19 protein-coding genes and 2 pseudogenes are annotated in these 22,522 nt (G+C 61.3%); 8 read left to right on the top strand and 13 right to left on the bottom strand.

What is annotated here, in order from left to right; translation table 11 throughout:
- Window positions 1–45 precede the first annotated feature (45 nt).
- The 5 genes from QM600_RS01190 to QM600_RS01170 form a co-directional block, all read right to left on the bottom strand.
- Window positions 46–4,434, bottom strand: a complete 4,389-nt coding sequence (locus tag QM600_RS01190) for a non-ribosomal peptide synthetase (protein ID WP_283259644.1) — start codon at window positions 4,432–4,434, stop codon at window positions 46–48.
- Window positions 4,431–4,787, bottom strand: a complete 357-nt coding sequence (locus tag QM600_RS01185) for a class I SAM-dependent methyltransferase (protein ID WP_502942835.1) — start codon at window positions 4,785–4,787, stop codon at window positions 4,431–4,433. Before QM600_RS01185 ends, QM600_RS01190 begins: the two co-directional genes overlap by 4 nt.
- Window positions 4,788–4,812: 25 nt before the next feature.
- The gene (locus tag QM600_RS01180; protein WP_283259643.1) at window positions 4,813–5,103 is read right to left on the bottom strand and encodes a hypothetical protein; all 291 of its coding nucleotides are present in this window, start codon (window positions 5,101–5,103) and stop codon (window positions 4,813–4,815) included.
- A 98-nt stretch (window positions 5,104–5,201) separates the two neighbouring features.
- Entirely contained in the window at window positions 5,202–6,437 is a 1,236-nt protein-coding gene (locus tag QM600_RS01175; protein ID WP_283259642.1) for a sensor histidine kinase, read from the bottom strand.
- On the bottom strand, window positions 6,434–7,096 hold the full coding sequence (locus QM600_RS01170; protein ID WP_283259641.1) for a response regulator transcription factor: 663 nt from the start codon (window positions 7,094–7,096) through the stop codon (window positions 6,434–6,436). The genes QM600_RS01175 and QM600_RS01170 overlap by 4 nt, the downstream gene beginning before the upstream one ends.
- Before the next feature lie 181 nt (window positions 7,097–7,277).
- On the opposite strand from QM600_RS01170, the gene QM600_RS01165 reads away from it, so the two are divergent.
- From QM600_RS01165 to QM600_RS01145, 5 genes are read left to right on the top strand one after another with little or no spacing between them, the layout of a single operon-like run.
- Window positions 7,278–7,544: a hypothetical protein gene (locus tag QM600_RS01165; RefSeq protein WP_058037339.1), complete on the top strand. Its 267-nt coding sequence runs from the start codon at window positions 7,278–7,280 to the stop codon at window positions 7,542–7,544.
- Window positions 7,541–8,482 carry an FAD:protein FMN transferase gene (locus tag QM600_RS01160; protein ID WP_349307231.1) on the top strand — a complete coding sequence of 314 codons (942 nt, stop codon included), beginning with the start codon at window positions 7,541–7,543 and terminating at the stop codon, window positions 8,480–8,482. The genes QM600_RS01165 and QM600_RS01160 overlap by 4 nt, the downstream gene beginning before the upstream one ends.
- Before the next feature lie 2 nt (window positions 8,483–8,484).
- Window positions 8,485–9,042 carry a ferric reductase-like transmembrane domain-containing protein gene (locus QM600_RS01155; RefSeq protein WP_283259640.1) on the top strand — a complete coding sequence of 186 codons (558 nt, stop codon included), beginning with the start codon at window positions 8,485–8,487 and terminating at the stop codon, window positions 9,040–9,042.
- Between the two features lies 1 nt (window position 9,043).
- Window positions 9,044–10,249, top strand: a complete 1,206-nt coding sequence (locus tag QM600_RS01150; RefSeq protein WP_283259639.1) for an NADH-ubiquinone oxidoreductase-F iron-sulfur binding region domain-containing protein — start codon at window positions 9,044–9,046, stop codon at window positions 10,247–10,249.
- Window positions 10,246–10,467: a ferredoxin gene (locus tag QM600_RS01145; protein WP_283259638.1), complete on the top strand. Its 222-nt coding sequence runs from the start codon at window positions 10,246–10,248 to the stop codon at window positions 10,465–10,467. Before QM600_RS01150 ends, QM600_RS01145 begins: the two co-directional genes overlap by 4 nt.
- A 245-nt stretch (window positions 10,468–10,712) precedes the next feature.
- Here the strand turns inward: QM600_RS01145 and QM600_RS01140 are convergent.
- Window positions 10,713–11,820: pseudogene (locus QM600_RS01140) on the bottom strand (IS110 family transposase).
- Window positions 11,821–12,314: 494 nt separating this feature from the next.
- On the opposite strand from QM600_RS01140, the gene QM600_RS01135 reads away from it, so the two are divergent.
- Entirely contained in the window at window positions 12,315–12,878 is a 564-nt protein-coding gene (locus tag QM600_RS01135) for an AAA family ATPase (protein WP_283259637.1), read from the top strand.
- Window positions 12,879–13,005: 127 nt separating this feature from the next.
- Here QM600_RS01135 and QM600_RS01130 read toward each other — a convergent pair whose 3' ends face one another.
- The 3 genes from QM600_RS01130 to QM600_RS01120 are packed head-to-tail and all read right to left on the bottom strand — an operon-like array spanning window position 13,006 to window position 15,098.
- On the bottom strand, window positions 13,006–13,773 hold the full coding sequence (locus QM600_RS01130) for a VIT1/CCC1 transporter family protein (RefSeq protein ID WP_283259636.1): 768 nt from the start codon (window positions 13,771–13,773) through the stop codon (window positions 13,006–13,008).
- Entirely contained in the window at window positions 13,770–14,561 is a 792-nt protein-coding gene (locus tag QM600_RS01125; protein WP_283259635.1) for an acyl-[acyl-carrier-protein] thioesterase, read from the bottom strand. The genes QM600_RS01130 and QM600_RS01125 overlap by 4 nt, the downstream gene beginning before the upstream one ends.
- A 36-nt stretch (window positions 14,562–14,597) precedes the next feature.
- Complete coding sequence (locus QM600_RS01120) at window positions 14,598–15,098, bottom strand: DUF2231 domain-containing protein (RefSeq protein WP_283259634.1); 501 nt, start codon at window positions 15,096–15,098, stop codon at window positions 14,598–14,600.
- Window positions 15,099–15,518: 420 nt separating this feature from the next.
- Here QM600_RS01120 and QM600_RS01115 point away from each other — a divergent pair, with 420 nt between their 5' ends.
- On the top strand, window positions 15,519–16,232 hold the full coding sequence (locus tag QM600_RS01115) for an MIP/aquaporin family protein (RefSeq protein WP_283259633.1): 714 nt from the start codon (window positions 15,519–15,521) through the stop codon (window positions 16,230–16,232).
- Between the two features lie 208 nt (window positions 16,233–16,440).
- Window positions 16,441–16,728, top strand: a pseudogene (locus QM600_RS01110) (P-type ATPase actuator domain-containing protein); the annotation flags it as partial.
- Window positions 16,729–17,482: 754 nt separating this feature from the next.
- Here QM600_RS01110 and QM600_RS01105 read toward each other — a convergent pair.
- From QM600_RS01105 to QM600_RS01090, 4 genes are all read right to left on the bottom strand, one after another.
- On the bottom strand, window positions 17,483–17,881 hold the full coding sequence (locus QM600_RS01105) for a three-helix bundle dimerization domain-containing protein (RefSeq protein WP_283259632.1): 399 nt from the start codon (window positions 17,879–17,881) through the stop codon (window positions 17,483–17,485).
- 153 nt (window positions 17,882–18,034) lie between these two features.
- The gene (locus QM600_RS01100) at window positions 18,035–18,610 is read right to left on the bottom strand and encodes a GNAT family N-acetyltransferase (RefSeq protein WP_283259631.1); all 576 of its coding nucleotides are present in this window, start codon (window positions 18,608–18,610) and stop codon (window positions 18,035–18,037) included.
- 334 nt (window positions 18,611–18,944) lie between these two features.
- On the bottom strand, window positions 18,945–19,316 hold the full coding sequence (locus tag QM600_RS01095) for an Hsp20/alpha crystallin family protein (protein WP_283259630.1): 372 nt from the start codon (window positions 19,314–19,316) through the stop codon (window positions 18,945–18,947).
- A gap of 1,421 nt (window positions 19,317–20,737) precedes the next feature.
- Window positions 20,738–22,429 (bottom strand): long-chain-fatty-acid--CoA ligase, encoded by a 1,692-nt coding sequence (locus QM600_RS01090; RefSeq protein WP_283259629.1) that lies wholly within the window; start codon window positions 22,427–22,429, stop codon window positions 20,738–20,740.
- Between the last annotated feature and the right edge of the window lie 93 nt (window positions 22,430–22,522).

Here is a 22,522-nt window from a genome sequence, read left to right as displayed (position 1 = left end):
AGCCGCTGAACTCGAACGGGGCCTCGATGTGCTTCACACATCCAGTCAGGACAAGTGCTGCCTCACCGTTTGAAGAGGGGCGTTTGAAGCAAATGCGACGGCATCGGCCATGACACACAAAGCCTTTACGAACAACGCACCACTGGCTGAATCGAAGAGATCGGCCGAGTAGACGAGCGTGGCGTCGAGACCGGCGGCCGCACCCGTTGGGTCGAGCACTTCGGTGAAATGAAAATGCAGATCGCATTTGGCGATATCGAGTGGCCGCGGGGTGATTTCGAATGTCAAGCCGTCGGACTCCAACACGGCGGTGGGAAAGTTTTCGAAGGACATCGCCACTTGGAAGAACGGGTGCAGCGACGTGCTCCGCGGCGGATCGAGGTGTTCGATCAGGCTCTCGAGTGGAACCTCGCTGTTCTCGTGCGCGCTCAGTTCGACTCCGCGACACTCGGCGACCAGGGATTGGAAATCTGTGGTCACATCGATTCTGGTGCGTAGCGCCAACGTGTTCACGAACATCCCAACCAGATGATCGAGCTTCGGGTGACCTCGGCCTGCGATCGGGGTGCCGATCACTAAGTCGTGATCACCGGTGAGTGCGCTCAGAGTTGCCACCAAGACTGCGTGAACCACGGTGAACATCCCTGTCCCCGAGTCGAGTGCGCACCCTTTTAACGCAACATGGGTTTCGCGTTCGAGTGAGAAATCGATTCGATCGGCGCGGAAAGTCCACGTCGTCGGCCGCGTGTGGTCGAGAGGTAATGAGATTTCTCTCGGGGCGTCAGCGAGCACTGCCGTCCAATAGTCGAGTTGCCTGGTGGCAAGCTCGGTCGGTGATCGCTCCGATCCGAGAAGGATCTCGCGCCAGTGTGCGTAGTCCGAGTACCGGATGTCGATTGCAGGCCACGTCGGTGGTGACTTCCGAACGCGAGATTCGTAGGCGATCGACAGGTCTCGCGCGATAACTGCCAGTGACCATCCATCTGCGGCGATGTGGTGGACAACGGCTGCTACCAGGTGATCGTCGTGACTGTAGGTGCAGACGAGCATACGGACGGGAATCTCGGAGCGCACGTCGAATCCTCGTGAGAGCGTGTCCCGAATGATCGTGTCTACGTCGTGTGAGTTTCCGTCCAGCGTCGGAAGTTCGACCGGGATCTGATCGATGGGCACCACTACCGGGCGGGTCGAACCATCGATGTCCGGATACACGGTTCGGAGTGTTTCGTGTCGGATGAGTACGTCTTGAACTGCCGCACTGAATGCTCCTCGATCGAGTTTGCCGCGCACCCGAATTGTGAAGGGCAGGTTGTACAAAGCCGGCGTAGTCAATTCACGGCAGATCGTTTGTTGGGCCGGCGAGAGCAGAGCGGTTGCCGGTCCCGTGACACGGCGCAGCGGCGGGGCGGACCCGCCGTTTGGTCCAAGCGCGTCGGCGAGGGTTGCGGCGGTGGGAGATTCGAATAGATCACGGACGCCGACGTCGGTGCCGAACTCGGCGTTCACGCGACTGATCACGCGGGTTGCGGACAGAGAATCTCCTCCGAGTTCGAAGAATGAGTCCTCAGGACCGACGCCGGTGACCGTCAGTATGTCTTGAAAGATGCGAACGATACGGGCTTCACTCGGTGTGGATGCCCCGGCCGTTCCGCTGCGCTCGACGGTGGGCGCGGGGAGGGCGAGCCGATCGACCTTTTTGTTCGTGGTGAGTGGAACTTTCTCGATCCGAACAACCGCAATCGGGATCATGTAGTCCGGGAGTTTTTGTGCAAGAAGATGTTCGATGCTCTTGTCGAGCTTCGGGGCCTCCGGATGTAATTTGACGTAGCTCACCAGTGCAGACGAGCCGTTGGGAAGCTCGCGCACCACAGTAGTGGCAAACTCGACTGAGGAATGGCCGTACAAGACGGCGTCCACTTCGCCGAGTTCGATTCGGCGCCCGCGCAATTTCACCTGATCGTCTGTGCGGCCGAGGAATTCAAGCTGCCCATCTGTAGTCCAACGGACTCGATCACCGGTTCTGAACATTCGATTCCCTGGGGCGAATGTGGAAGCGACGAACTGCGCGGCAGTTTCTCCGGCCCTACCGTCGTAGCCTCGTGCCAGTCCGGGTCCTGACAGGTAGAGCTCTCCCGCAGCTCCAGTCGACAGCGGGAGTAGCGACGCATCGAGGACGACGGCTTGCACGCCATGCATCAGGCGACCGAGTGTCACGCGATCGCCCGCGGTCAAGATGTCGGTGGTGGTGACGCTGCACGTCGTTTCGGTGGGTCCATATGCACTTCGAACCCGCACAGACGATGCCCACCTGCGTACCAGGGCCGGCGGAACCTTTTCGCCGCCGACTACGAGGAATCGGAGTTCGGGTACATGTTCGGGCGCGATGGTCGCGAGCGCAGAGGGGGTCACGAAGAGGTGCGTCACGTGCGATCGGCAAGTGAGTTCCTCCAGTTCCGTGCCGCCGACGATGTCGGGTGGACAAATCATCAGCGTGGCGCCGAACAATGCCGGAGCGAGTATCTCGACAACAGCGGTATCGAAACTTGTCGACGCACAGTGCAATACGACAGAGTTCGGAGCTAGTTGATACTTGTCGCGGATGTCGCATGCCAGATTTGCGAGGCCACGGTGAGTGACCGCCACAGCTTTGGGTCGGCCGGTGGAGCCCGAGGTGAAGATCATGTAAGCCCGATGATCGGGATGCGTAGCCATCGTGTCGTGCGATGGTGAGAGGTTGCAGTCTGCTTCGTGGTCGAGAGCGAGCCACTCGATGCTCCGCGGCAACGTCGTGATCATCGAGGACACGGTGAGCCCGATCTTCGGGTGGCAATCCCCGAGAATTGTTTCGAGCCGTTCGGAGGGGTGAGTCGGATCGATCGGAACATACGTGGCACCCGCGCGGGCGACAGCCCACATCGCCAAGACCGACTCCATGGATCGTGGGATCGCCACGGCGACAACATCGTCGGAACTTACACCGGCGGATTGCAAATGCCGGCCCCATATCCCCGCCATACGATCGAGTTGTTCGTAGGTCCATGCCCTGTTGCCATCGGTGATCGCGCACGAATCGGATGACTGCTCGACTACCGAGCGGAGCAAGGAGTCCAGGCTGGTCGGTGTGAGGGAACATGCACCGCGGGCGGGAGTCTTGGCAGCCAACTCGCGCTCCGTCCACATGGCAGGAAACTGGCAGGCGGATTCGATGCGTTGTGCCCCGACAAATGCCTGGAGAAAGCGAAGGAATCGTTCGTGATGTGCTGCCAAGCCGGGCCGGGTGTACAGCGCCTCGTTTGCTTCGAGATCGATGCGGACGCCGCCGCCGTAGCCAGGGTAAACGTTGAGTGCAAGATCGTAGACCGGTCCCGTTGTGAGAATCTCGACGTGTCCTCGAATCTCGCCCAACGTCAGTGTTGCGTCGAACATCATGACATTGACGACCGGGCCGAATGACCGTACGGCCGATTGCTTGCCGGAATCGGCCAGCCTTGCGATGTCTTCCCGGCGAAAAAGTTGATGCCGAAGTGCTTGGCCGAGTGCAGTTCCGACCGTCGAAATCGCCTGGGCAGGTGTTGTCGAACCGATCCCGGGGAGCACGAGTGGAATCACGTTGGACATTGCACCGGCCATCGACCTGGAAGCAGCTGTGACGCGTGCTGAAACCGGAAGGGACAGGCAGACATCGTCGACACCACTCAGACGTGCGACATACGACGCGAAAGCGGATATCGCATCGGTTGCCGAAAGTTCCGGGAGTGGAACGGTACCGCTCATGCGAATCGTTCTTCCTTGTGCACAGGTTTCGTCTCTGGTGCCGAGAGTTGGAGGTGAGGACATTGATTCGAGCTTCTCGCGCCAGAATTCTCGATCTCGGGTGCAACGTTGGGATTCTCGGTATCGACGTTCTTGTGCGGCAATCGCCTCGACATGTCCGGGGTCGGTCGGTGTAGCCCGTTCGATGTTCAAAGTTTCTGCAGATAGATAGATTTCGGTGGTGCGCCTCATCAGCAGAGCTGCTGTGTAGCCGTCAAGTGCTATGTGGTGAGCGCGGTAGTACCAGAACCAACGGTCCGGGCCGACGCGCAGCAGATTCGCGATTGTGAGCGGCTGATCCGAAGATGGGGTCGCGGTCGACCATTCGCGTTGCATCCAGGAGGTAGCTGCTTCGACGGGATTGTCGAATCGGCGAAAGTCCAGCCTTTCGCCGACAAGGGCGGTGTTCGCATCGTCATGCAGTTCCGGGACACCGTCCGTCACGCGTAGGTGAAGGCCTGCAATACCGAATTCACGGTGAGCGATGACCGTTGCGGATTCCAGGCGATCTGCGTCCAGTTCTCCGGTCAGCTCGGCATACTGCGCAATGACGTACGGGGTTGTCGGGTCGAGTGTCTGCGCGAACCACAGAGACCGTTGCGCGGCCGTCAGTGACGTCATACTCGGGCCCGGATGACGACGATTTCCTTGATGTCTTGTCCAGGCTCGATGACGCGCGTCGACTCGAGATATCTCCTGCGCGGCAACTGGGCTGTGCCGTCCCCGCAGCTGACGCGGATTCTGTGGCTATGGAACTGTCCGCTCAACCACGTGGAGAATGCAGCGCGGCATGAGATGTCGGCAGTAAAATCTGATCCGGTGCCGGGACCGACTGCACAGGCGCTCACAGCGCCACGACCGGAGCGCAGGTCGAGTACCTGGGACGAAGCATCCATGTGTTCGGCGAGTACGGCATCCGAAATCGATCGGGTACCGCCTTGTGGTGCATACACTCCGGGGAATCGAATCATCACGCTGCACTCCTGTCGTCGACTCGCTCTAAGGGGATTTTTGCGCCTGTTCCTTACCTACGGCCCTTGCTCCGCTCTCACCGATTCGATAGACCTGGCAAGGGGAGTTGTGTTCGAGCCGTTCACCTGCGTCGGTGGTGATCGGGACCAGAATCACTGTGACCTCTGCCGTCAGTGCAGGCAATATTTCGAGTCGTATGCGTCCATTCGGCCAGAGAACGGCACAGAGAACCAGAATCGCGGAAAGCGGAACGAGCACGACGACACAGCGGACGAGAAGTGGACGCGCCGACACTCTGCCGATCCTGGTCAGTCCCACGCAGACCAACGTAGGGAGCATTTCTTGGAGAGTTCTGGGGCACGTGCTCGCGTGGATACTCTTGCCGGAGCGCATTGCCGTCCCGACCTCGCGCACTTTCAGCCGGCTGCCGGAAGGACGAGTTCGAAGGCGGAGCCGACGCCCGGCGTCGATTCGACAATGACTTCGCCGCGATGTGCATGTGCGATCTCGCGGACCAACGACAATCCGATTCCGTATCGGCGCGAACCTGCAGGCTGCATCTCCCCATGCGAGAACCTGTCGAACAGGATGGGGACGACTTCGGGAGCGATCCCGATTCCGGTGTCGCTCACGCGGACTTTGACCTGATCACGATCACGTTCGACATGGAGAAGGACGTGACCGCCCTGTCGCTCATGTGCCAACGCATTATCTACGAGCGCGAGAACAGCGCGGCGCAGTGCAGATTCGATCCCCAGGACCACAGGTTCGCCTGTACCCGACTCACTGGTTTCGACGGAGACCCCCGATTTCTGGGCGTGATCTGCGACGCTGCCGCGCACTTGCTCACAGACCGCCGCCATATCGACCCGATGCCTGGACTGTCGTCTGTCATCCATCGACGCAGCCATCAAAAGATCTTCGATCACTTCGCCCAGAGCGCGAGTGTCGTCGACCAGTCCGTTCAATTGAGCTACCAGCTCGAACGACTCGATCGAATTTCCTCGACGAGCCAGAAGTTGTGCGCGAGTATGCAATACGGTCAATGGTGCGCGGAGTTCATGCGACGCATCTGCGACAAATCGTCGCTGCAACTCGAGAGCCTGGCTCAGCGGCCTGATCGCACGCCGTGACAACAGAAACACGACACCAACGGATGCAGCAATACCGGTGATTTCGGCGAATCCGAGCGCCAAGAGCAGTCGCTGTCTGCCGGTTTCGTATGGCTCGAGTGCTGTGACAACGACCACACGGCCTTCAGTGCCATCCGAAACGAGGGCGCGATAATTTTGAGCTGCACTGCTGAAATCGGTATAGCCGACCGGCGAGTCGAGGAGACCAGTGATACCACGAGGTGCGCGCGGGCTGACAGCAACGGCACCATCGGCCGAGCGGAATGCGAGCGACATCCCAGGGGGCGGATCATCCGCATCGTCCGCCGTCGCCGCAACCTCGGTCAATGCAGAGCGGATTTGACGATCTTGTGCCCGCGCGTAGCCGAAGTACGATGCGGCTCCCACGATCAACAACACGGCGCCCAGCGCGACGGCAGCCTGTATCGCCGCGGATCGGCCGGCTCGCCGTAGACGCGCCTCGTCGCCGAAGCCAGTGGTAGATCCTGGGTGGCCCTTGACTTTTCTGCGGCAGATCATCCTCCGAACCGATACCCGAGGCCGTGAACCGTTGCGATGACATTCCGGCCGAGCTTGCGCCTGAGGTAGTGAACGTAGGTATCGACAGTGCCCGGGGTGTCTGCCCTTCCGAACACGTGCTCGAGCAGTTGGCTGCGAGAGAAGACTTGTCCAGGTGACGCGCACAGAAGTCCGATGAGCTCGCTCTCCCTTTCCGACAGTGAGGTCACCGAACCGGACGCCGTGTCCGTGGCTGTCCGGTTGGCACGGTCGATTTCCCATCCGCCGACGTGGATCCGACTGGCCGAGCCGCGGCGGCGAAGCAGGGCGCGTATTCGAGCCAGCAATTCGGGAATTTCGAAGGGTTTGACCAGGTAGTCTTCTGCGCCGGCATCGAGCCCCTCGACACGATCAGTGAGGGCACCACGTGCAGTGAGGATCAACGCGGGGACGCAAGAGTCGCGTGCTCGGAGGGTTCTGAGCAGCTCGACGCCGTCGACGACCGGCAAACCTCGATCGAAGACGAACACGTCGTATGCCCGTGTCAGCGCCAAATGAAGGCCAGCTTGCCCGTCGTGCGCGACATCGACATCGTGCCCTTCGTCCTCGAACAAGTCCACGAGCAAGCCCGCTAGTTGTCGATCGTCCTCGACGAGGAGAATTCGTGGGTTCGGTGCCATGAGTGCGAGCCTGCCACGTCTGTTCTGAGAACTCTCCAAGATTGCGTCTGGATCGTGGACGTCAGAGCCAGCGAGGGGTGTTGCGCCGACTCACAGCGGCTTCACAGCGACCGTCCAGGTGTGGATCAGCACCGAGGCCGATTGTTGAGTTCTCCATCGAGCACTTGAGAGCGGGCATCAGATGAATACACCGGAAGACGGATTCCGAAAGGTGCGAGCGGTCACCGGAACCCTCGTGGCATTGGGAGTGGTCGGGGTCATCGGCGGAACGGCCCTTGCATACTCCGATACCCAAACAGTGGCGACTGTGACGACGGTCAACGACATCCCTTCTGCTAACTCGGGCGCGGGCACTGCCTCCACACCGACGTCCACGACTGCAACACCGCGCCTGTCGAGTGGGAGTTCCGGCGCTCACGGCTCCCACGCTCGATCGGCTGGATCGTGACTGCGGTGTCGCCCATCGCGAGGTCGGAGTGGACGTTATGGGGAATCGAGGCGTCGATAGTGGTGACGGAACCTCAATCTCTCCTATCGGCCAGATTGATCGTGGACGAATATCTAAACCGAATAGAATTGGCGTGCAGCCGATTTCGCGATGATTCCGAGATTCGGTTGATTGAGAATGCCCGAGGTATCCCGGTCGAAGTGAGCAGCACTCTCGCACGCCTACTCCGAACAGCGCTTGATGGCGCCCGGATCACAGAAGGCTCGGTGGATCCAACCATCGGGGCGGCGATGGTCGCACTCGGCTACGACCGCGACTTTGCTCTGATCGAGGGTCGGGAGGTGCCGATCCGAACGTCATTCGTCTCGAACCCACAGTGGAGTTCGGTCCGACTTGACGGGCAAACTGTCACTGTCCCGGCCGGTGTTCAACTCGACCTTGGAGCAACAGCGAAGGCACTGGCGGCGGACGACTGTGCAGAAGCAGTCAGCGCGAAACTGAATTGCGGAGTGTTGGTGTGTCTGGGCGGAGACATCGCCACAGCAGGCCCGTCACCCGACGGTGGGTGGACAGTCCTGGTGCAAGATGGCGACGATGCTCCTGCCAGTAACGTCGTGCTTCCACCGGGAGTGGCCGTCGCCACCTCGAGCACCAGGAAGCGCCGGTGGTCGCAGAACGGTCGAAACGTGCACCACATCATCGATCCTTATAGTGGTCGCAGTGCGGATGCCACATGGCAGACGGTCACTGTTGCAGCTAACAGTTGTGTGTCGGCCAACCTCGCAAGTACTGCGTGCGTTGTACGAGGGTTTACCGGTGCGCGGGAGCTCGAGATCGAAGGTTTGCCGGCGCGGCTGGTGGGCTCGTCGGGTGAGATTCGTCTGCTGAACGGGTGGCCGTCAGATCGCGAGATCGTCAATGCCAGAGAGGGTTTATAGCCATGGACGAGGCATTCTGGGCGTTCGGGCGTGGGACAGGAGTTACCGCCCTTGCCTTCCTGACAGTGTCGATGGTGCTCGGAATCGTCACACGCTCGGGGAGAGCGATTGCGGGGCTTCCTAGATTCGGGGTACAGAATGTACACCGGGCCGCAGCATTGATCGGGCTCATATTGGTCGTCGTTCACATGGTGTCACTTCTCGCCGACCCGTACGCGCAACTTCAACTCGTGGATTTCGTCTTTCCGTTCCTAGGTGACTACCGACCTGTCTGGTTAGGGCTGGGCACTCTCGCATTCGACGTTCTCCTTGCAGTCTCACTCACCGGAATGCTCCGAAATCGCATCGGGAACAGAGCCTTTCGACTAGTTCATTGGGGCGCATACGCACTGTGGCCGATCGCGCTCGCGCACGGACTTGGCAACGGTACCGATTCCGGGCACGCATGGTTTCTCGCGATCGCCGTTGGTTCGGCGATCGCGGTAGTCGGATCAGTGAGCTGGCGCCTTCGAACCGACTTCATCGAGTACTCGACCTTACGTACTGCAGAACGGACATGACATGACCATCGGACTACTTGCCGCACGTTTACCCGACCTCGCCACGCACACAGCACTCTTCGGCCCGCTCCCGAACTCCCTGCAGCCGGGTACCTTGACCTGTCTACTCGCAGATGCCGAACTTGCAGGCAAGGGGGGAGCTGCGTTTCGTACGGCGAGGAAACTCGATTCCGTCACCGGAAGGCGCGTGGTGGTGATCGCGAACGGCAGCGAAGGTGAGCCGCTCAGTCGGAAAGATGCGGTACTTCTCGAACATGCACCACACCTCGTGATCGATGGATTGCTGCTGGTCGCGCGCGAGACGAGTAGTCGAGAGACTTACCTTTATGCGGGAGAACGTCAGCTCCGGTTCGTGCGGCAGGCATTGGAGGAGCGGCGGAGCGCTGGATTCGCTGAGCCTCCCGTCAACCTCGTCGAGTCTCCGACAGCTTTCGTCAGTGGCGAGAAGTCAGCGGTGATCGGAATGATCGAAGGGAGCGGAGCTCTTCCGCGAGATCGATTCGCTCACAACACTTCATCTGGACTCCGCGGGCGGCCGACAGTAGTTCAGAACGTCGAGACCCTGGCGCACATCGCACTGATCGCCCGATACGGACCTGAGTGGTTTCGCTCGCGCGGAGTCAACGGTGGAGTGGGGACGATGCTGGTAACGATTTCAGGCGATGTGGCAGTCAGCGGTGTCGTGGAGGTGCCGATGGGGATCTCGGTGGCGAAGTTGGTGTCCGGGTATTCCCGCACTGATCCGGCAGGTGTGCGTGCTGTCCTGATCGGTGGGTATCACGGTGGTTGGATCGATGCAGGGGAGCTGTCGGCAACCATCATGTCAACCGCTTCGCTGGGCTTTGTCGGCGCCTCCCCGGGCGCCGGTGTCATCCACGTGCTTGACCACTCACGTTGCGGCTTGCAGATTTCGGCCGATATCGTGCAGTATCTCGCCGGTCAGAGTGCACGCCAGTGCGGGCCCTGCGTCAATGGCTTGCCTCGACTGGCCCAGGCGCTCTCTCAGGTTGCTTATCAGGAAGGCCGTACCCACACCGAAGATTCAATCCACTACTTGGCAGATCTGGTCGACGGTCGCGGCGCGTGTAAACACCCCGACGGTACAGCGCGATTTGTGAGGAGTTCACTGCGTGTATTCGGGCGGGATCTTCGGTTGCACGCGGACGGTCGCTGCGAGGTCGGCGCGCGTATGGAGGCCGCGTCATGAGTAGGAGGGTGGGCAAAGTCCTGCATATCGATTGGACTGCATGCGATGGTCGCGGACTGTGTACTGAATTGTTGCCGGCTTTGTTGGGGCGTGACGAGTGGGGATATCCGTTGGCGCACGACCGCCAGCGAGAGCCACACGTTCCCACAGAACTCGAATCGGATGCTCATCGCGCTGTTAATCTCTGCCCTACGGCAGCTCTGCGACTCCTGCCGTAGGTGGGCTGATCTGCCATGAGGATTTCGGACAACGGAGATGACTAATTTCAGGCCACGATCGCGCGCTGATGATGACTATCAGTGGACCTCGTTCGGAGGCCGATAGTCGAGTGCCGAGTGCCGAGTGCCGAGTGCCGGCGTCGCGGGTTGTAGAAACCCTCATAGAGGATCGCATCCCCAGGCAGGCCATCTGGCGACGAAATGTCCGAGGGTTGTATTGATTACCTCGGATGCTCTCCTGAGAGTCAAGCTGCTTTTCTGTGCTGCCTGGCGCTCGGGATGATTGTCTGCACTCTGGGGTTGAGAAGGTAGAAAACCTTGCGAGCGAGGTAGCGCTTCAGGCACCGAATCGCTTCCAGTTTCGAATTGCATTTCGCCGGTCTTCCTTGCGACGTAGGCCTGGGTTTTCGGATCAAGTCGAATACGACCGATGACGGCAAGATGTAAAGCGCGGTTGGCTTGTCGGTCACCGCCACGATTGAGCTGGTGGCGTTGGGTCACACCCAGCGATGCGGGTAACGGCGCAACACCGCAGAGCATCGGAAATGCGGCCTGAAGATTTCATCCGGTCGCAATTGTCGCCGACAGTGGCAAGCATCTGTTCGGCGACTTCGATGCCGATCCCGACTCTCTCGAGTAGTTGAGGTGCGAGTGCTTTCACGATTGGGTTGATCAATTCGCCCGGATCGACGATTTCATCGGCTAATTCGAGGTAACGGCAGGCAAAGGACTTCAACGAAACCCGGTAGGCGGTTACGGGATCGGCTGCGTTCGCGACATCGTGCCGCCACGCTGCGAGGAGGCGGATCAGTTGCATCCGCTTCAGATCGCGGACCTGATCCCGCAGCTCGTCAGGGGCGGAGATGATCGTCATCCGCAATAGTTGCAGCGCACTGCGCTTCTCTCGTACCTCGTGGGCGCGGGTCACTCTCATCACCCGAAGTGACGCGACGGCAACATCTTTCGATTTCGGTGTGGTGGTGCGCTGGTTGTTCTTGGCTGCGCGGGCCGTGTTGATGGCATCGAGGTCGTCGTCTTTGCCTTTGCGTCGACGATCTGACCGATCGGGGCGGTCCACCTCGATACGGTCACACTGGCTTTGGTGAGGTGGCGGGTCAGTCCGGCTCCGTAGGAGCCAGTGCCCTCGATGCCGAGCCGGATCAGATTGCCGTACTCGCCGATCCAGGTCAGCATGGTTCGGTACCCGTTTCGCGTGGTGGGGAAACTCCGTGTGGCGAGGACGGTGTCGTCGGTGGCGATGACTGCGGCGACGTGTAACTCTTTGTCGGTATCGACTCCGGCGAACACTCGCCGGTCTTGATCGGGACCGGTTTTGTCGGGCATCCTTGTCATGTCGCTTTCCTCTTTTGTTGATCGATGAGTAAGGCGGCGCCGCGCATCGACCGAACCGGCGGACAAGCTCCCCCGAGCACTGCGTGCAGGGCGGTACCCCCAGTGATGAGCACCTGGTGGTGCAGGCTCTCCTCAGGTCACCCAGACAGTGAGGCGTAGCGCCTCACCGGGCGTTCCCAGGAACCGACAGATCCAGGGAAAGGCACACGATCGTCGATCGGAGTGGGGGTCAGGAACACTGGGAACACCCGGCACCAGCATTATCTCGCCTCCGTTACTGTGACCGCCAGGAAACCTGAAAACACCGGCACAAACAATCTCACTGTCCGAGTGGAAAACAGCTCCAGGTTCGATGAGCGCAGCCGCAGCCGCCAACGCCTGCGCGGTCAGGTCAGGTCAGTGCGCATATGGTCTCCGATTGACCACCCCAGAACCTTTCGGGAGTTCAGCGGGTAAGCCGCAAAGCTCGAAGCTTCGTAACTAGTGTTTGCGGAATGCCGCGACTGATTCATCTGAATGGGGCCTCCGGTATCGGGAAGTCGACGATCGCCCGGATGTACGCCGACCGTCACCCCGGAGTGCTCAACCTCGACACCGACCATGTGGTCAGTCTCGTCGGCGGATGGCAAGACAATTTCTGGACCGCTTTGGTTGCGGCAAGACAGCTCGCCGTCAGCATGGCGGCAACCCACTTACGGAGTGGGCACGATGTGGTGATGCCGCAGCTAGTCACCCGAATCGCCGAAATCGAGGCTTTTGAGGAAGCGGCGAAAACCTATAACGCCGAGTATCTCGAGGTCGTACTGATCGGAAGCAAAGTACAGGCGCTCGCTCGATTCGCCGAACGAAGTACGCACTTGGAGGTCACCCGTCAGCAGCAATTTGACCAGGTGATCGTGCAGAACGGAGGTGATGTACTTCTTGAACGAATTCACGACCATCTCACCCAGTACCTGCGGATTCGCGCGAACTGCCTCATTATCGACGCAGACAGTTCCACCGCAGAGGGAACCTACGAGTCCTTGATCGCAGCACTCGCAGCTAGTGAGCCGAGATAGAGGCAAGAGCATCGAGGAAAGCTCAAGCCGCCGCCTGCCCCACTGCACGTGACTGCATTTGGACCTACCGGGCGTCCCGATTGGCGTTGGTCAGTGCACGAGGGGCAGTGCTATCCCGCATCTGCTGTCAGACTCCCGCGACTCCGAGTAGTTGTCCTACGGCGTAGGTGATGATCATCGCGATGGCGCCGCCCAGAACCACTCGAACTACCGCACGTCGACGGTCAGCTCCTCCCAGGTGTGCACTCACCGCGCCGGTCAGTGCCAACGCAAGCAGGACCGCGACGAATGTGACAGGGATCCGAGCCCCGGTCGGTGGGGCGAGGATCGCGATCAGGGGAAGCAACGCTCCCACCGTGAACGATATTGCCGACGACAGTGCCGCGGAGATCGGGTTGGTCAACGCATCGGGGTCGATACCCAGTTCGATGTCGACGTGTGCGGCGAACGCGTCGTGAGCGGTCAACTCCTCCGCGACCTTGTGGGCGGTTTCCTCGCTCAAGCCCCTGGCCTGGTACATGGAGGTCAACTCGTCGAGTTCTGCACCGGGTGTCTGCTCGAGTTCGCGGCGTTCTTTCTCCAACAAGGCGCGTTCGGTGTCACGCTGAGTGCTCACGGACACATATTCGCCGAGCGCCATCGACACAGCACCGGCGACAAGACCTGCAACACCGGCGGTCAGGATCGGGCCGCGGTCGGGTGAGAGAGCCGCGACACCGACCACGAGGCCGGCGACGGAGACGATGCCGTCGTTGGCTCCGAGTACCCCGGCGCGCAGCCAGTTCAGCCGCGAGGACACACCAGCGGTGTGTGGCTCGTCGTGAGTCGGTTGACGGTTTTCGCCGTCGTTGTCGGCTCCTCCTGATGAGCTCGGCGATCGAGGCGAATCTGTCATGACGGGCTGGGTTTCGTGAATTGCGCTGTGGCACGGGTTTCGTCGCCGCACACGAACCATGCGGTGCTCGTTTCTGCGTGGTGGGTGGTTCGGATCTCGACGGTCTCGTCGATGGTGATGGGTTTCGTGTATTCGAGAACAGCTCGGTACGGAGCCTCCGGCAGGGACGGATGCCTTCTCTGCGACGCTTCGGCCGGCTGCCAGTACACGGCGTTGTTGACGTGATCGAATGGATCGATATCACTGGGCCGCAAACAGAATTCGGTACCCGCAGTGTTCGGCGCTACGTCGGTGATCCATCGTCGCCACGTCAGTCGATGCTCGTCGGTTGTCGTGGCGAGCGGCGCCATGAAGTCATCGCTGATTCGAGACGGCATCCCGTTCTGTGGATTGATGTTGATCCAAAATCCTTCCGTTTCGATCAAACCGCCGCCGTCTGATTCGATACGCACGCGCATGGTGCACCAGCGGCTCGAGAGGGCGGAACACCATCGATGTAATCGCACGGTGTCGGGCCAGCTGATCGGTCTGATGACGTCGATGACCGTTCGACGTACCACCCACAGTGGGTGGGTCTGGGCTGCGCCATTTGCTTCGAGATTGTCGAAACCCAGATCTTGCAGGTAACGGGCTACCGCGTCGAGTCGCAGGCTTCGGTCCGGGTGGATGTCTCCGGTACGGACAAGCCACGAGTTACTGAAGACTGTCCCCTTGGAAGGGCGCGGTGCGAGCGGATCGAACTGCGACCCTCCGCGGTTCGCGGACGTGTGCGATGCCGAGGTTGTCACGGGCAGAGCTCTTTTCGTTGTTTGTTCTCGGCTGGTCTATCCAAGTTGGTCGTTCCACACGGCTTTCGCTCCGCTCTCGCCGATCCGGTACACCTGCGCAATCGAGCCAGCAGCGACGAGGACGGACAGGGCAGCGACGGCGATGACGACAATCCGCCAGAGTTTCGGCGACGCCGATGTATCGGGACGATCTGCTCGCCACGCTGTGAATCGTGTCGAATGAAGGACCCACCATGCGGCGGCGAGGACGAACACCCCGATGGACCAGAACAACATCTGATCACCCAATTCGGCATGCGCCTGAACTAAAGGATCTTTGGGGATTTGGTGTTCGAGCCATTCACCGGCATCGGTGGTGATCGGCACCGCTACGAGCGTGATCAACGCGATCGCTGCCGGTGCCAGTCCCAATCGGATTCTTGCAGCGGGCCAACACACCGCGAGAACGAGCAGTAGTGCTGATATCGGTACGAGGACAACGACTAGGTGGACTAGAAGTGGGTGTGCGGGTAGGCCGCCGATCGTGGTCAATCCCATATTTGATCTCCCGATCTCGTGCAACGACGCAGAAGTCAGCCGCGTGGTTCACGGCTCCGTGTCAACGTATCGACTGATTCTTGGAGAGTTCTCGGTGGAAGCCTATGTCCTTCAGAGGTGCAGTGCAGAGTGAATCCGTGCTCGCGCGGGGCGTTTGCGTCATCGAACCCGCCGCGGCCGGTTCCGCCGCAATCGCCGGTGGATCACACCGCGTTGCCGACCTTGGCCCCCCGCGCCGGCAGTAACAGCCTGGGTCACCGTCCGGGGCGTGACCGCCGGTCGCATAGGGGGTCGAATTGCAGCTACCGGGTATCCGCAGAGTGAGCTGGCGGGAAGCGCTGATGGAGGGCAGCGCCGACGACGCAGCTCGCACGGAAAGACGATCCTGGAAGTACCAAGGGCAATTCGAGGAGTCTTGACATGGTCAAATCCGAAGAACCCAGTCATGTGGTGGCCGGCGAGGAAGCCGCCGAGGTGGTCACGGCCGCACGGCCGAGCGTGAAGTATGCCCTCGAGGCGATCGGGACATTCTTTCTGGTGTTCACCGTTGGGGGTGCTGCAGGCAGCGGCAGCCCGTTCGCGCCGCTGGCGATCGGGGCGAGCCTGATGGTGATGATCTACGCCGGCGGCCACGTCTCCGGTGGACACTTCAACCCGGCGGTGACCCTCGCGGTGCTGGTGCGACGCCGGATCGGGTGGCGTGACGCGGCCGGATACGCGATCGCGCAGCTCGTTGCCGGGCTGCTGGCCGCGGCGGTGGTGCGTGAGGTCGTGGATCCGGCGCGGGCCGCGACCGTCGCGACCCTCACGCTGGCCGGTCGCACCCTGGTGGCAGCGTTCGTGGTCGAGCTGTTGTTCACGTTCGCCCTGTGCTTCGTGATGCTCAACGTCGCCACCAGCAGGAGCCACCCGGACAATTCGTTCTACGGCCTGGCGATCGGATTCACAGTGATGGCAGGGGCATTCGCTGTCGGCGACATCTCCGGTGGTGCGTTCAACCCGGCGGTTGCCTTCGGTGCGGCGGTGATGGGGATGTTCGCCTGGTCGACGTTGTGGGTGTACTTCGTGGCCCAGTTTGTCGCCGGTGCCGTCGCCGGTGCCGCCTTCCTTGTGCTCAATCCCGACGACAGATGAATGGCGCCGCCCGACGGGACCGATCCAGGTTCCCGAGACCGGCTTCGCCGCCGGACATCGAGAAGGTGCCGCTCCCACCCACCCGAAAGGCACTGCAATGACCGACATTGAGTCCACACCGAGGACGACGACGGATTCCGGCATCCCGGTCGACAGCGCTGATTCTCGGCGGGATCGCGTGGGTCGTTGGTTGGCGTGCGATAGCGTGGCCGGTGAGCTGCTCGTGGTCGGCCCGGGAGAAGTGGTCCCGGTGGGTGGCCGGGTCGAAGACGCGGTGGCGGTCCTCAACGAGTCGGCGTTCGCCGGTGATCCACTTCAGGTCGAACGCGCGGTCGGTGAGCCGGTGCGCAGCGGTGTAGTCAATGCCGCGACCGCTTTCGAGGTCCGAGCCACCGCAACCGCCGACGCGATCACCTACGCCGGGATCGTGCGGTTGGCGCAGCAGGCGGGCGCCGACAGTGCACCGATCATTCGGCTGGCTGATCGCTATGCGGCGCGTCGGTCAGTGACGAGGACGGATACACAGTGTTCCGATGTCCAGGCGCCCCGGGCGGGAACGACGGGCACGACGCGACAGGCGATGATGACATGGTGGGCTCCTGGGTACGGTCAGCGACTGTTCATCCCTGACCCAACCAGAAACCGGCCTCTGCCCCACAAGCGCGCTGAACGAGCACCGCCGCGAGTTTCCGAATGCTCTCTGAAACATGCAATATTCTCTCGCCACCAGCTCCAGCCGCGGAAGATATGAGCGCGCCGCTTGGAGACGGCCGGGTATGGGGTCGACTTCGAAAGCTACGGACCAGCATGAACTACACGACTATCTGTCGCATGCACGAGCACTTCCGGGCGGCTGCGGTGTTCGGTACGGACGAGACAGAGAACGAACCCGTCGTCGTCCGGTATGGCCTCGAATGTAGCCAGTTCGTTCGACACGAACACACGCGTTGCATCCCGCGCGGCGAAACCCGTCACCGCAAGCCATCGGATCTCAGGAGGCTCTCCAACGGGTCCCGGCCACCCCGATTGTTTGACGCTCTTCTCCTGCAACCCCATGTGGTCGGTTCGGGCTTTCCGTTCGGCCTGCTGCCGTCTCGCCGAGCGACCGCTGGTCAGGAACGGTGTGTCGTTGTTGTCCATTCCCGCAGCCTTGACGAGTAGTGGCAAAACAGTAGCCGCAGCCGTACAACGATTGGATCGGCGCAAGATCGTTCTCCGATGCGAACAAACGCCAGATCTGCGAGCCAGTGTCACGATTGATAGGTCGACTGGTTCGCTCCATCGCTCATTCGCCTTCGTGGCTTGTGTCCCGGTGCCTGAGTCGGCGCCTCGAGAGAAATCTGATCGCGGCCGGAGTGCGGGTGGCACCGAAGTTGATCTATGCAGAACGGCGTCGACGTAGCCTCGGTCGGTTTCGGTTGGTGGTGGTTGTGGGAACGTGCGGCCGAAGCGGCCTCTTCCCTTGCGAGTGCTTCGCCGGCCCGCCGCTCGACGAGCAAGAGCACGTACTCCCTGATGCGTTTGCCGTCGAAGCGTGCATGGGCGTCTGTAACCGCCGCGTTCGCTGCTTCGGCGGTGGCGTGCGGAAATTTCGACAACAGACGGTCTGCGACTCGGACCAGGTGACGTTCTTCCTCCGCGGGCGTCATGTATTTGAGTCTCCTTTGAATATCGGGAGAGGTTTTCGCTGTTTTGCGGCCGGTGTGGAGTGCGGCGATGCGGGTGCGAGTTGTTTGCTCTTGGCTGGCAATTCGGCTGTCGTCAGAAGGCCAGTAGTCGTGTCGAATACCGCGCCGCCAACGTCAGCCTTTTCGGATGGCTCGGCCTGAGGGTCCGTCTTGCGGAAGGTCGGGTATGTCCGAGTGCAACTCTCGGTGCGAGACCAGTTCGAGGTCGAAGTGCACCGCTGCGCCGTGGCGGTGAAGTGCATCGCCCCAACCCTGTTCGGTGATGATCGCGAGCATGAGTGTGTTTTCGGCGAGGATCTCGGCGGTCAGATGTGCCACACCGCGGAAGTAGGCGGCGGCCCCGAGTCGCAGGACCAGCGCGGTGCCGATGCCGTGTTGTTGTTCGTGACTGGCCACGGCGAGTGCAATCTCGGCGCTGATACATCCCGGAGTGGTATCAGTGACGACGTAGTTGGCGACGCCGCCGAGTTCGTGACCTTCGAAGGCTCCGAGAGCGAGGTGTGCGTAGTCCCGTCGGCATAGCTGGGCCGCGAACTCGCCGAGGTGCCTCGGGCGCGGAGCGAAGAACCTGAGGTGGGTGTCCTGGGCGGACATCTGCTCGTGCAGGTGCACGACCGCGTCACGGTCGCCTGGGGTGAGGGTGCGGATGGTGACGCCGGGGATCGCGGTGTTGGTCTTTGAACTGGGCATCAGGTCGCACCGGTGTGCATGATGTCATGTGCGGTGGGCATGGTAATTGTTCTCCGAAGGGGTTGTTAAACAATGGGTTTCATACTCCGGGACCGAAAGTGTTGAGCGGTTTCCGGGCCCGGTGACCACACTGGCCGGCAGGTAGGCGCCGATCGCGGCGAGTGCAAGCCACAGGGCTCCGATGATCGGGATGATCGTCCTGGACATGTTGCCCTCGATTGGGGCCTTGGGTGGGCGGGTTATCCGGTCTTTCGGGGTGATCTGCCGTAGCGATCCGATTTGCCGTCGGGGTGCCGATCCTCATTGGAATCGATCCGGGCACATCCCGCGCCGGTCAGGTGCCTTTGCCGGCGCTGGGGGTGGTTTTCTTGATTTCGACGTGCTTTTCCGGTTCCCAGGTGTCGGTGACCGGCATCGTGACCGTCAGGATGCCGTAGTCGTAGGTGACGTCGATGTCGTCTTCCTTCGTGCCGGCAGGAAGGGGCATGGATCGGTAGAAACTGCAGTAGTGGGATTCCGACCGGGTGCCTTCTTGCTGCTGTTCGGTGCGTTCCGCCTTGATCGTCAGCTTTCCGTCTCGGACGCTGATGTCGACCTCTTTGTCCGGATTCACACCGGGGAGTTCGGCGCGGAGGGTGTCGCGGCCGTTGTCGAGGTGTTCCTCGACGCGGATCATGTGGCCTTCGAGGGAGGTCCACGAGGGCATCGCCTCGAACCTCGCCATCAGATCGGACCAGTCGGGCAGTGACGGTAGCAGTGCCTGGCGGGCGAGAGAATGCTCATCGTTGTCTCCAGTGACTGGGGGCGTTTGCTAGGTCCCTTCTGAGTTCACTCACTGTCGTGGGATGTCAGTAGGGTCGGCGGTCATTACTTTGGGGACCTCGGATCACTTGGCGGGCAATCATCTGACTACGTGGCGTGGTCTGTCCGGCGGCAAGACGGCGCTCGAAGCGCATGGCCCTATCGCCAGTCGGGGCGCCGGGCCGCCGGGTCCTGCGGTACTGCTATCGGCCCTCGAAGGGCGAGCATTTACAGCAGTGGCCCAGCGGCTACTGGGTTCAGCACCAACCACCTTTCCAAAAGGCAGTCGGTACGACCATGGTTGTTCAGTGAGCTTCATAGGAGTATCCAACGGCTTACTCCGCCAGTATCTCCCGAAGGGCTCCGAACCGGGGGCCTCCATCGTGACGTCGCGACCGTGTGTGGCGCTGAACCTGCTCTAGGCGTCAGGTGCCCGTGATGCAGACGAAATTGGGCTCCACGGAGTTGAATCGAAGATAGTGGTCGCCGCGACTCTCTGGACATCGGGGCTGGTGCCGTTCCAGCCATTGTCTCCAAGGCGCCAGTTCACGGCAATGCCGAAGTCACTCTTGCCCGATGCAACTGTGGCGGCCTGGTCCTCTACTCGGAGGCGTTCGCGTCCGGCAGGTAGCCGACTTCGTACTTCTCGCCGCGCTCGCTGGTGAACTCGTCCTTATGGATCGCATCGTCGTCGATAGTGATGGGGGCTTCCTGAGGCATTTCAAACTCCCTCTCTCAAAAGTTGGATCATTTCGCGTGTCGAGTCGGACACGACGAGTGGATTGCCGTTCTCACAGACACCAATCAAGTCGCAGTGACGGGAGACGGTGCAACCCTGAGAGAAGCGGCCGTGTTGGACGCTGACCTAACAGGAGGCAACTAACAGGAGGCAACTAACAGGAGGAAATAGGCGGTGAACAAACCGAAATGGCGTCGACATCGAACCCATCGACGTTGAACCCGTTGCCGAAGCAAAACAGTCGCCGTCCACGCTCGATCAGTCAGTGATCGACGCAGTCAAAGCCGCCGACGGTAACCAACTGCGCAAACTGCGCGACATCATCAACATCCACACACCCGCGGTCGACCGTGGCCCGGACGCGAGTCAATCCGAACAGGAACCGTACGCGAACAGCAGATTAGAGCAACATCCGAGCACACCCACGGCAATCCAAAGGAACCACGCACCGGCAATCGAAATATTTGAATAATCAGGTGATGGGGGACGAGCGGACCGGCCGCTGACCTGCGCCGCCCCGAATGGCACCCCTGCGGCGGGTGGGGGCGGGGCGGCTGGGGGCACGTGGCGAGGGGGATGGCCCTGGCTCAATCGCTGAGCAGGGAATCGCGCACCAGTCGGCGAAGCACTTTCCCGAGCTGGGAGCGTGGCAGATCCTCGACCACGACGATCCGCCGCGGCACCTTGTATGCCGTCAGATTCTTGCGGCAATGCTCGCGCGCCGCGTCGACGTCGAAGTTGTCCTTCGACACACCCTCGTCCAGCAGGACTGCCGCGACCACTTCCTCGCTGCCGCCCGCGGTCGGCAGGCCGACCACGGCCACATCGGCCACTCCCCGGAATTGTCGCAGGGCCGCCTCGACTTCGGATGGCATGACATTGAATCCGCCGGTGATGATCAGTTCCTTGATCCGGTCCACGACGGTGACGAAGCCGTCGGGATCGACCTCGACGATGTCGCCGGTCCGGAACCAGCCGCCCTCGAGTAGCGACTCGGCGGTCTGCTGAGGTTTGTTCCAGTAGCCGGAGAACACCTGTGGTCCTCGGATCAGCAGTTCGCCGCGCTCACCGGGTTTCATATCCTCGGCGGGGTTGTCGGGATCAACAACGCGAATGTCTGTGCTGGGGAAGGGAACTCCCACAGCGCCCGGGCGACGCGAGAGTCCGATGGGGTTGCCGATCGCAACCGGGGAAGTTTCGGTGAGGCCGTACCCCTCGACGAGTAGGCCACCGGTCACCGCTTCCCACAGGTCGAGCGTCTCGGTCGGCAGCGGCATCGCACCGGAGATGGAGAAACGCGCCGACGTCAGGTCCACGCCTCGTTTCCTTGCCGCGTGGGCGAGCCGCTCGTAGATCGGCGGCACCGCGGGCATGAATGTGGGTGGGTGCTTCTTCGCTGCAGCCAGCACCAGGTCGACGTCGAATTTCGGGAACAGCACGAGTCGGGCGCCGATGCTCATCGAAAACGTCAGGCACAGTGTGAGTCCGTAGGCGTGGAACATGGGCAGGACCGCGTAGACCACCTCCTTGCCGTCGACAAGCCCGGGAACCCATGCACGTCCCTGTGCGGCGTTGGCGGCGAGATTGAGGTGTGTGAGCTTGGCGCCTTTGGGTGTTCCCGTGGTACCGCTCGTGTATTGGATCGCCGCCAGGTCGCCGACCGCGGGCCGCGGATATGCGGGGTCGAGCGTTCCGTCGGCGAGTAGCCGCTTCCACGGTATGGCATCCGGCGCCGGCGCGGTGAGCGCCTTCCTCAATGTGCGTGCCTTCGGGACCGGCAAGGCGAGCGTCAGCCGTTTGGACAACGGCATCGATTGCGTGATGTTCACCGCGACGACGTGTTCGAGGGCGGTGGCGCCGGATAGTTCCTGAAGCATCGGGCACACCTTGTCCCAGGCCACGGCCACCTTCGCGCCGTGGTCGGCGAACTGGTGGTTCATCTCCTCGGCGGTATAGAGCGGATTGTGCTCGACTACGATACCGCCGATGCGTAGGACGGCATAGAACGCCACCACATGCTCGGGACAGTTGGGCAGGACCAGGGCCACTCGATCTCCGCGGCTGACGCCGAGACGCCGTAGCCCTTCGGCGGCCAACTGGACTCGATTGTCGAGCTCGGAATAGGTGAGTTCGGCCCCGAAGAATTCAAGCGCGGGGGTGGATCCGAATCGTGCCACCGACGTGTCGAACATGTCGACCAGCGAACCTTCGGGCAGTTCGATATCCGCCGGCACGCCTTCGGCGTAACTATCGAGCCATACCCGTTCTGCGGTACTCAAGCTCGTCACCTTCTCAGCGCCGGACGGGGTGTCCGGTGGTCGTTTGGCCTTCTGGAGAACCGTGTCTCTAGACCCTAGCAAGCCGGGTGGCCG

It is taken from the genome of Rhodococcus sp. IEGM 1379, assembly GCF_030056815.1.
In the GTDB taxonomy this organism is placed as follows: Bacteria; Actinomycetota; Actinomycetes; order Mycobacteriales; family Mycobacteriaceae; genus Rhodococcus_F.
The sequence above is the reverse complement of the archived record's forward strand: the minus strand, read 5'-3'. Positions and strand labels throughout refer to the sequence as shown.

What these genes read in the sequence shown, in the direction of transcription:
- QM600_RS01190 (WP_283259644.1), bottom strand. Translation starts at nt 4,434, where the DNA reads ATGACGTCACTGACGGCCGCGCAACGGTCTCTGTGGTTCGCGCAGACA.
- QM600_RS01175 (WP_283259642.1), bottom strand. Translation starts at nt 6,437, where the DNA reads ATGATCTGCCGCAGAAAAGTCAAGGGCCACCCAGGATCTACCACTGGC.
- QM600_RS01170 (WP_283259641.1), bottom strand. Translation starts at nt 7,096, where the DNA reads ATGGCACCGAACCCACGAATTCTCCTCGTCGAGGACGATCGACAACTA.
- QM600_RS01165 (WP_058037339.1), top strand. Translation starts at nt 7,278, where the DNA reads ATGAATACACCGGAAGACGGATTCCGAAAGGTGCGAGCGGTCACCGGA.
- QM600_RS01155 (WP_283259640.1), top strand. Translation starts at nt 8,485, where the DNA reads ATGGACGAGGCATTCTGGGCGTTCGGGCGTGGGACAGGAGTTACCGCC.
- QM600_RS01150 (WP_283259639.1), top strand. Translation starts at nt 9,044, where the DNA reads ATGACCATCGGACTACTTGCCGCACGTTTACCCGACCTCGCCACGCAC.
- QM600_RS01145 (WP_283259638.1), top strand. Translation starts at nt 10,246, where the DNA reads ATGAGTAGGAGGGTGGGCAAAGTCCTGCATATCGATTGGACTGCATGC.
- QM600_RS01135 (WP_283259637.1), top strand. Translation starts at nt 12,315, where the DNA reads ATGCCGCGACTGATTCATCTGAATGGGGCCTCCGGTATCGGGAAGTCG.
- QM600_RS01130 (WP_283259636.1), bottom strand. Translation starts at nt 13,773, where the DNA reads ATGACAGATTCGCCTCGATCGCCGAGCTCATCAGGAGGAGCCGACAAC.
- QM600_RS01120 (WP_283259634.1), bottom strand. Translation starts at nt 15,098, where the DNA reads ATGGGATTGACCACGATCGGCGGCCTACCCGCACACCCACTTCTAGTC.
- QM600_RS01115 (WP_283259633.1), top strand. Translation starts at nt 15,519, where the DNA reads ATGGTCAAATCCGAAGAACCCAGTCATGTGGTGGCCGGCGAGGAAGCC.
- QM600_RS01105 (WP_283259632.1), bottom strand. Translation starts at nt 17,881, where the DNA reads ATGACGCCCGCGGAGGAAGAACGTCACCTGGTCCGAGTCGCAGACCGT.
- QM600_RS01100 (WP_283259631.1), bottom strand. Translation starts at nt 18,610, where the DNA reads ATGCCCAGTTCAAAGACCAACACCGCGATCCCCGGCGTCACCATCCGC.
- QM600_RS01095 (WP_283259630.1), bottom strand. Translation starts at nt 19,316, where the DNA reads ATGCCCTCGTGGACCTCCCTCGAAGGCCACATGATCCGCGTCGAGGAA.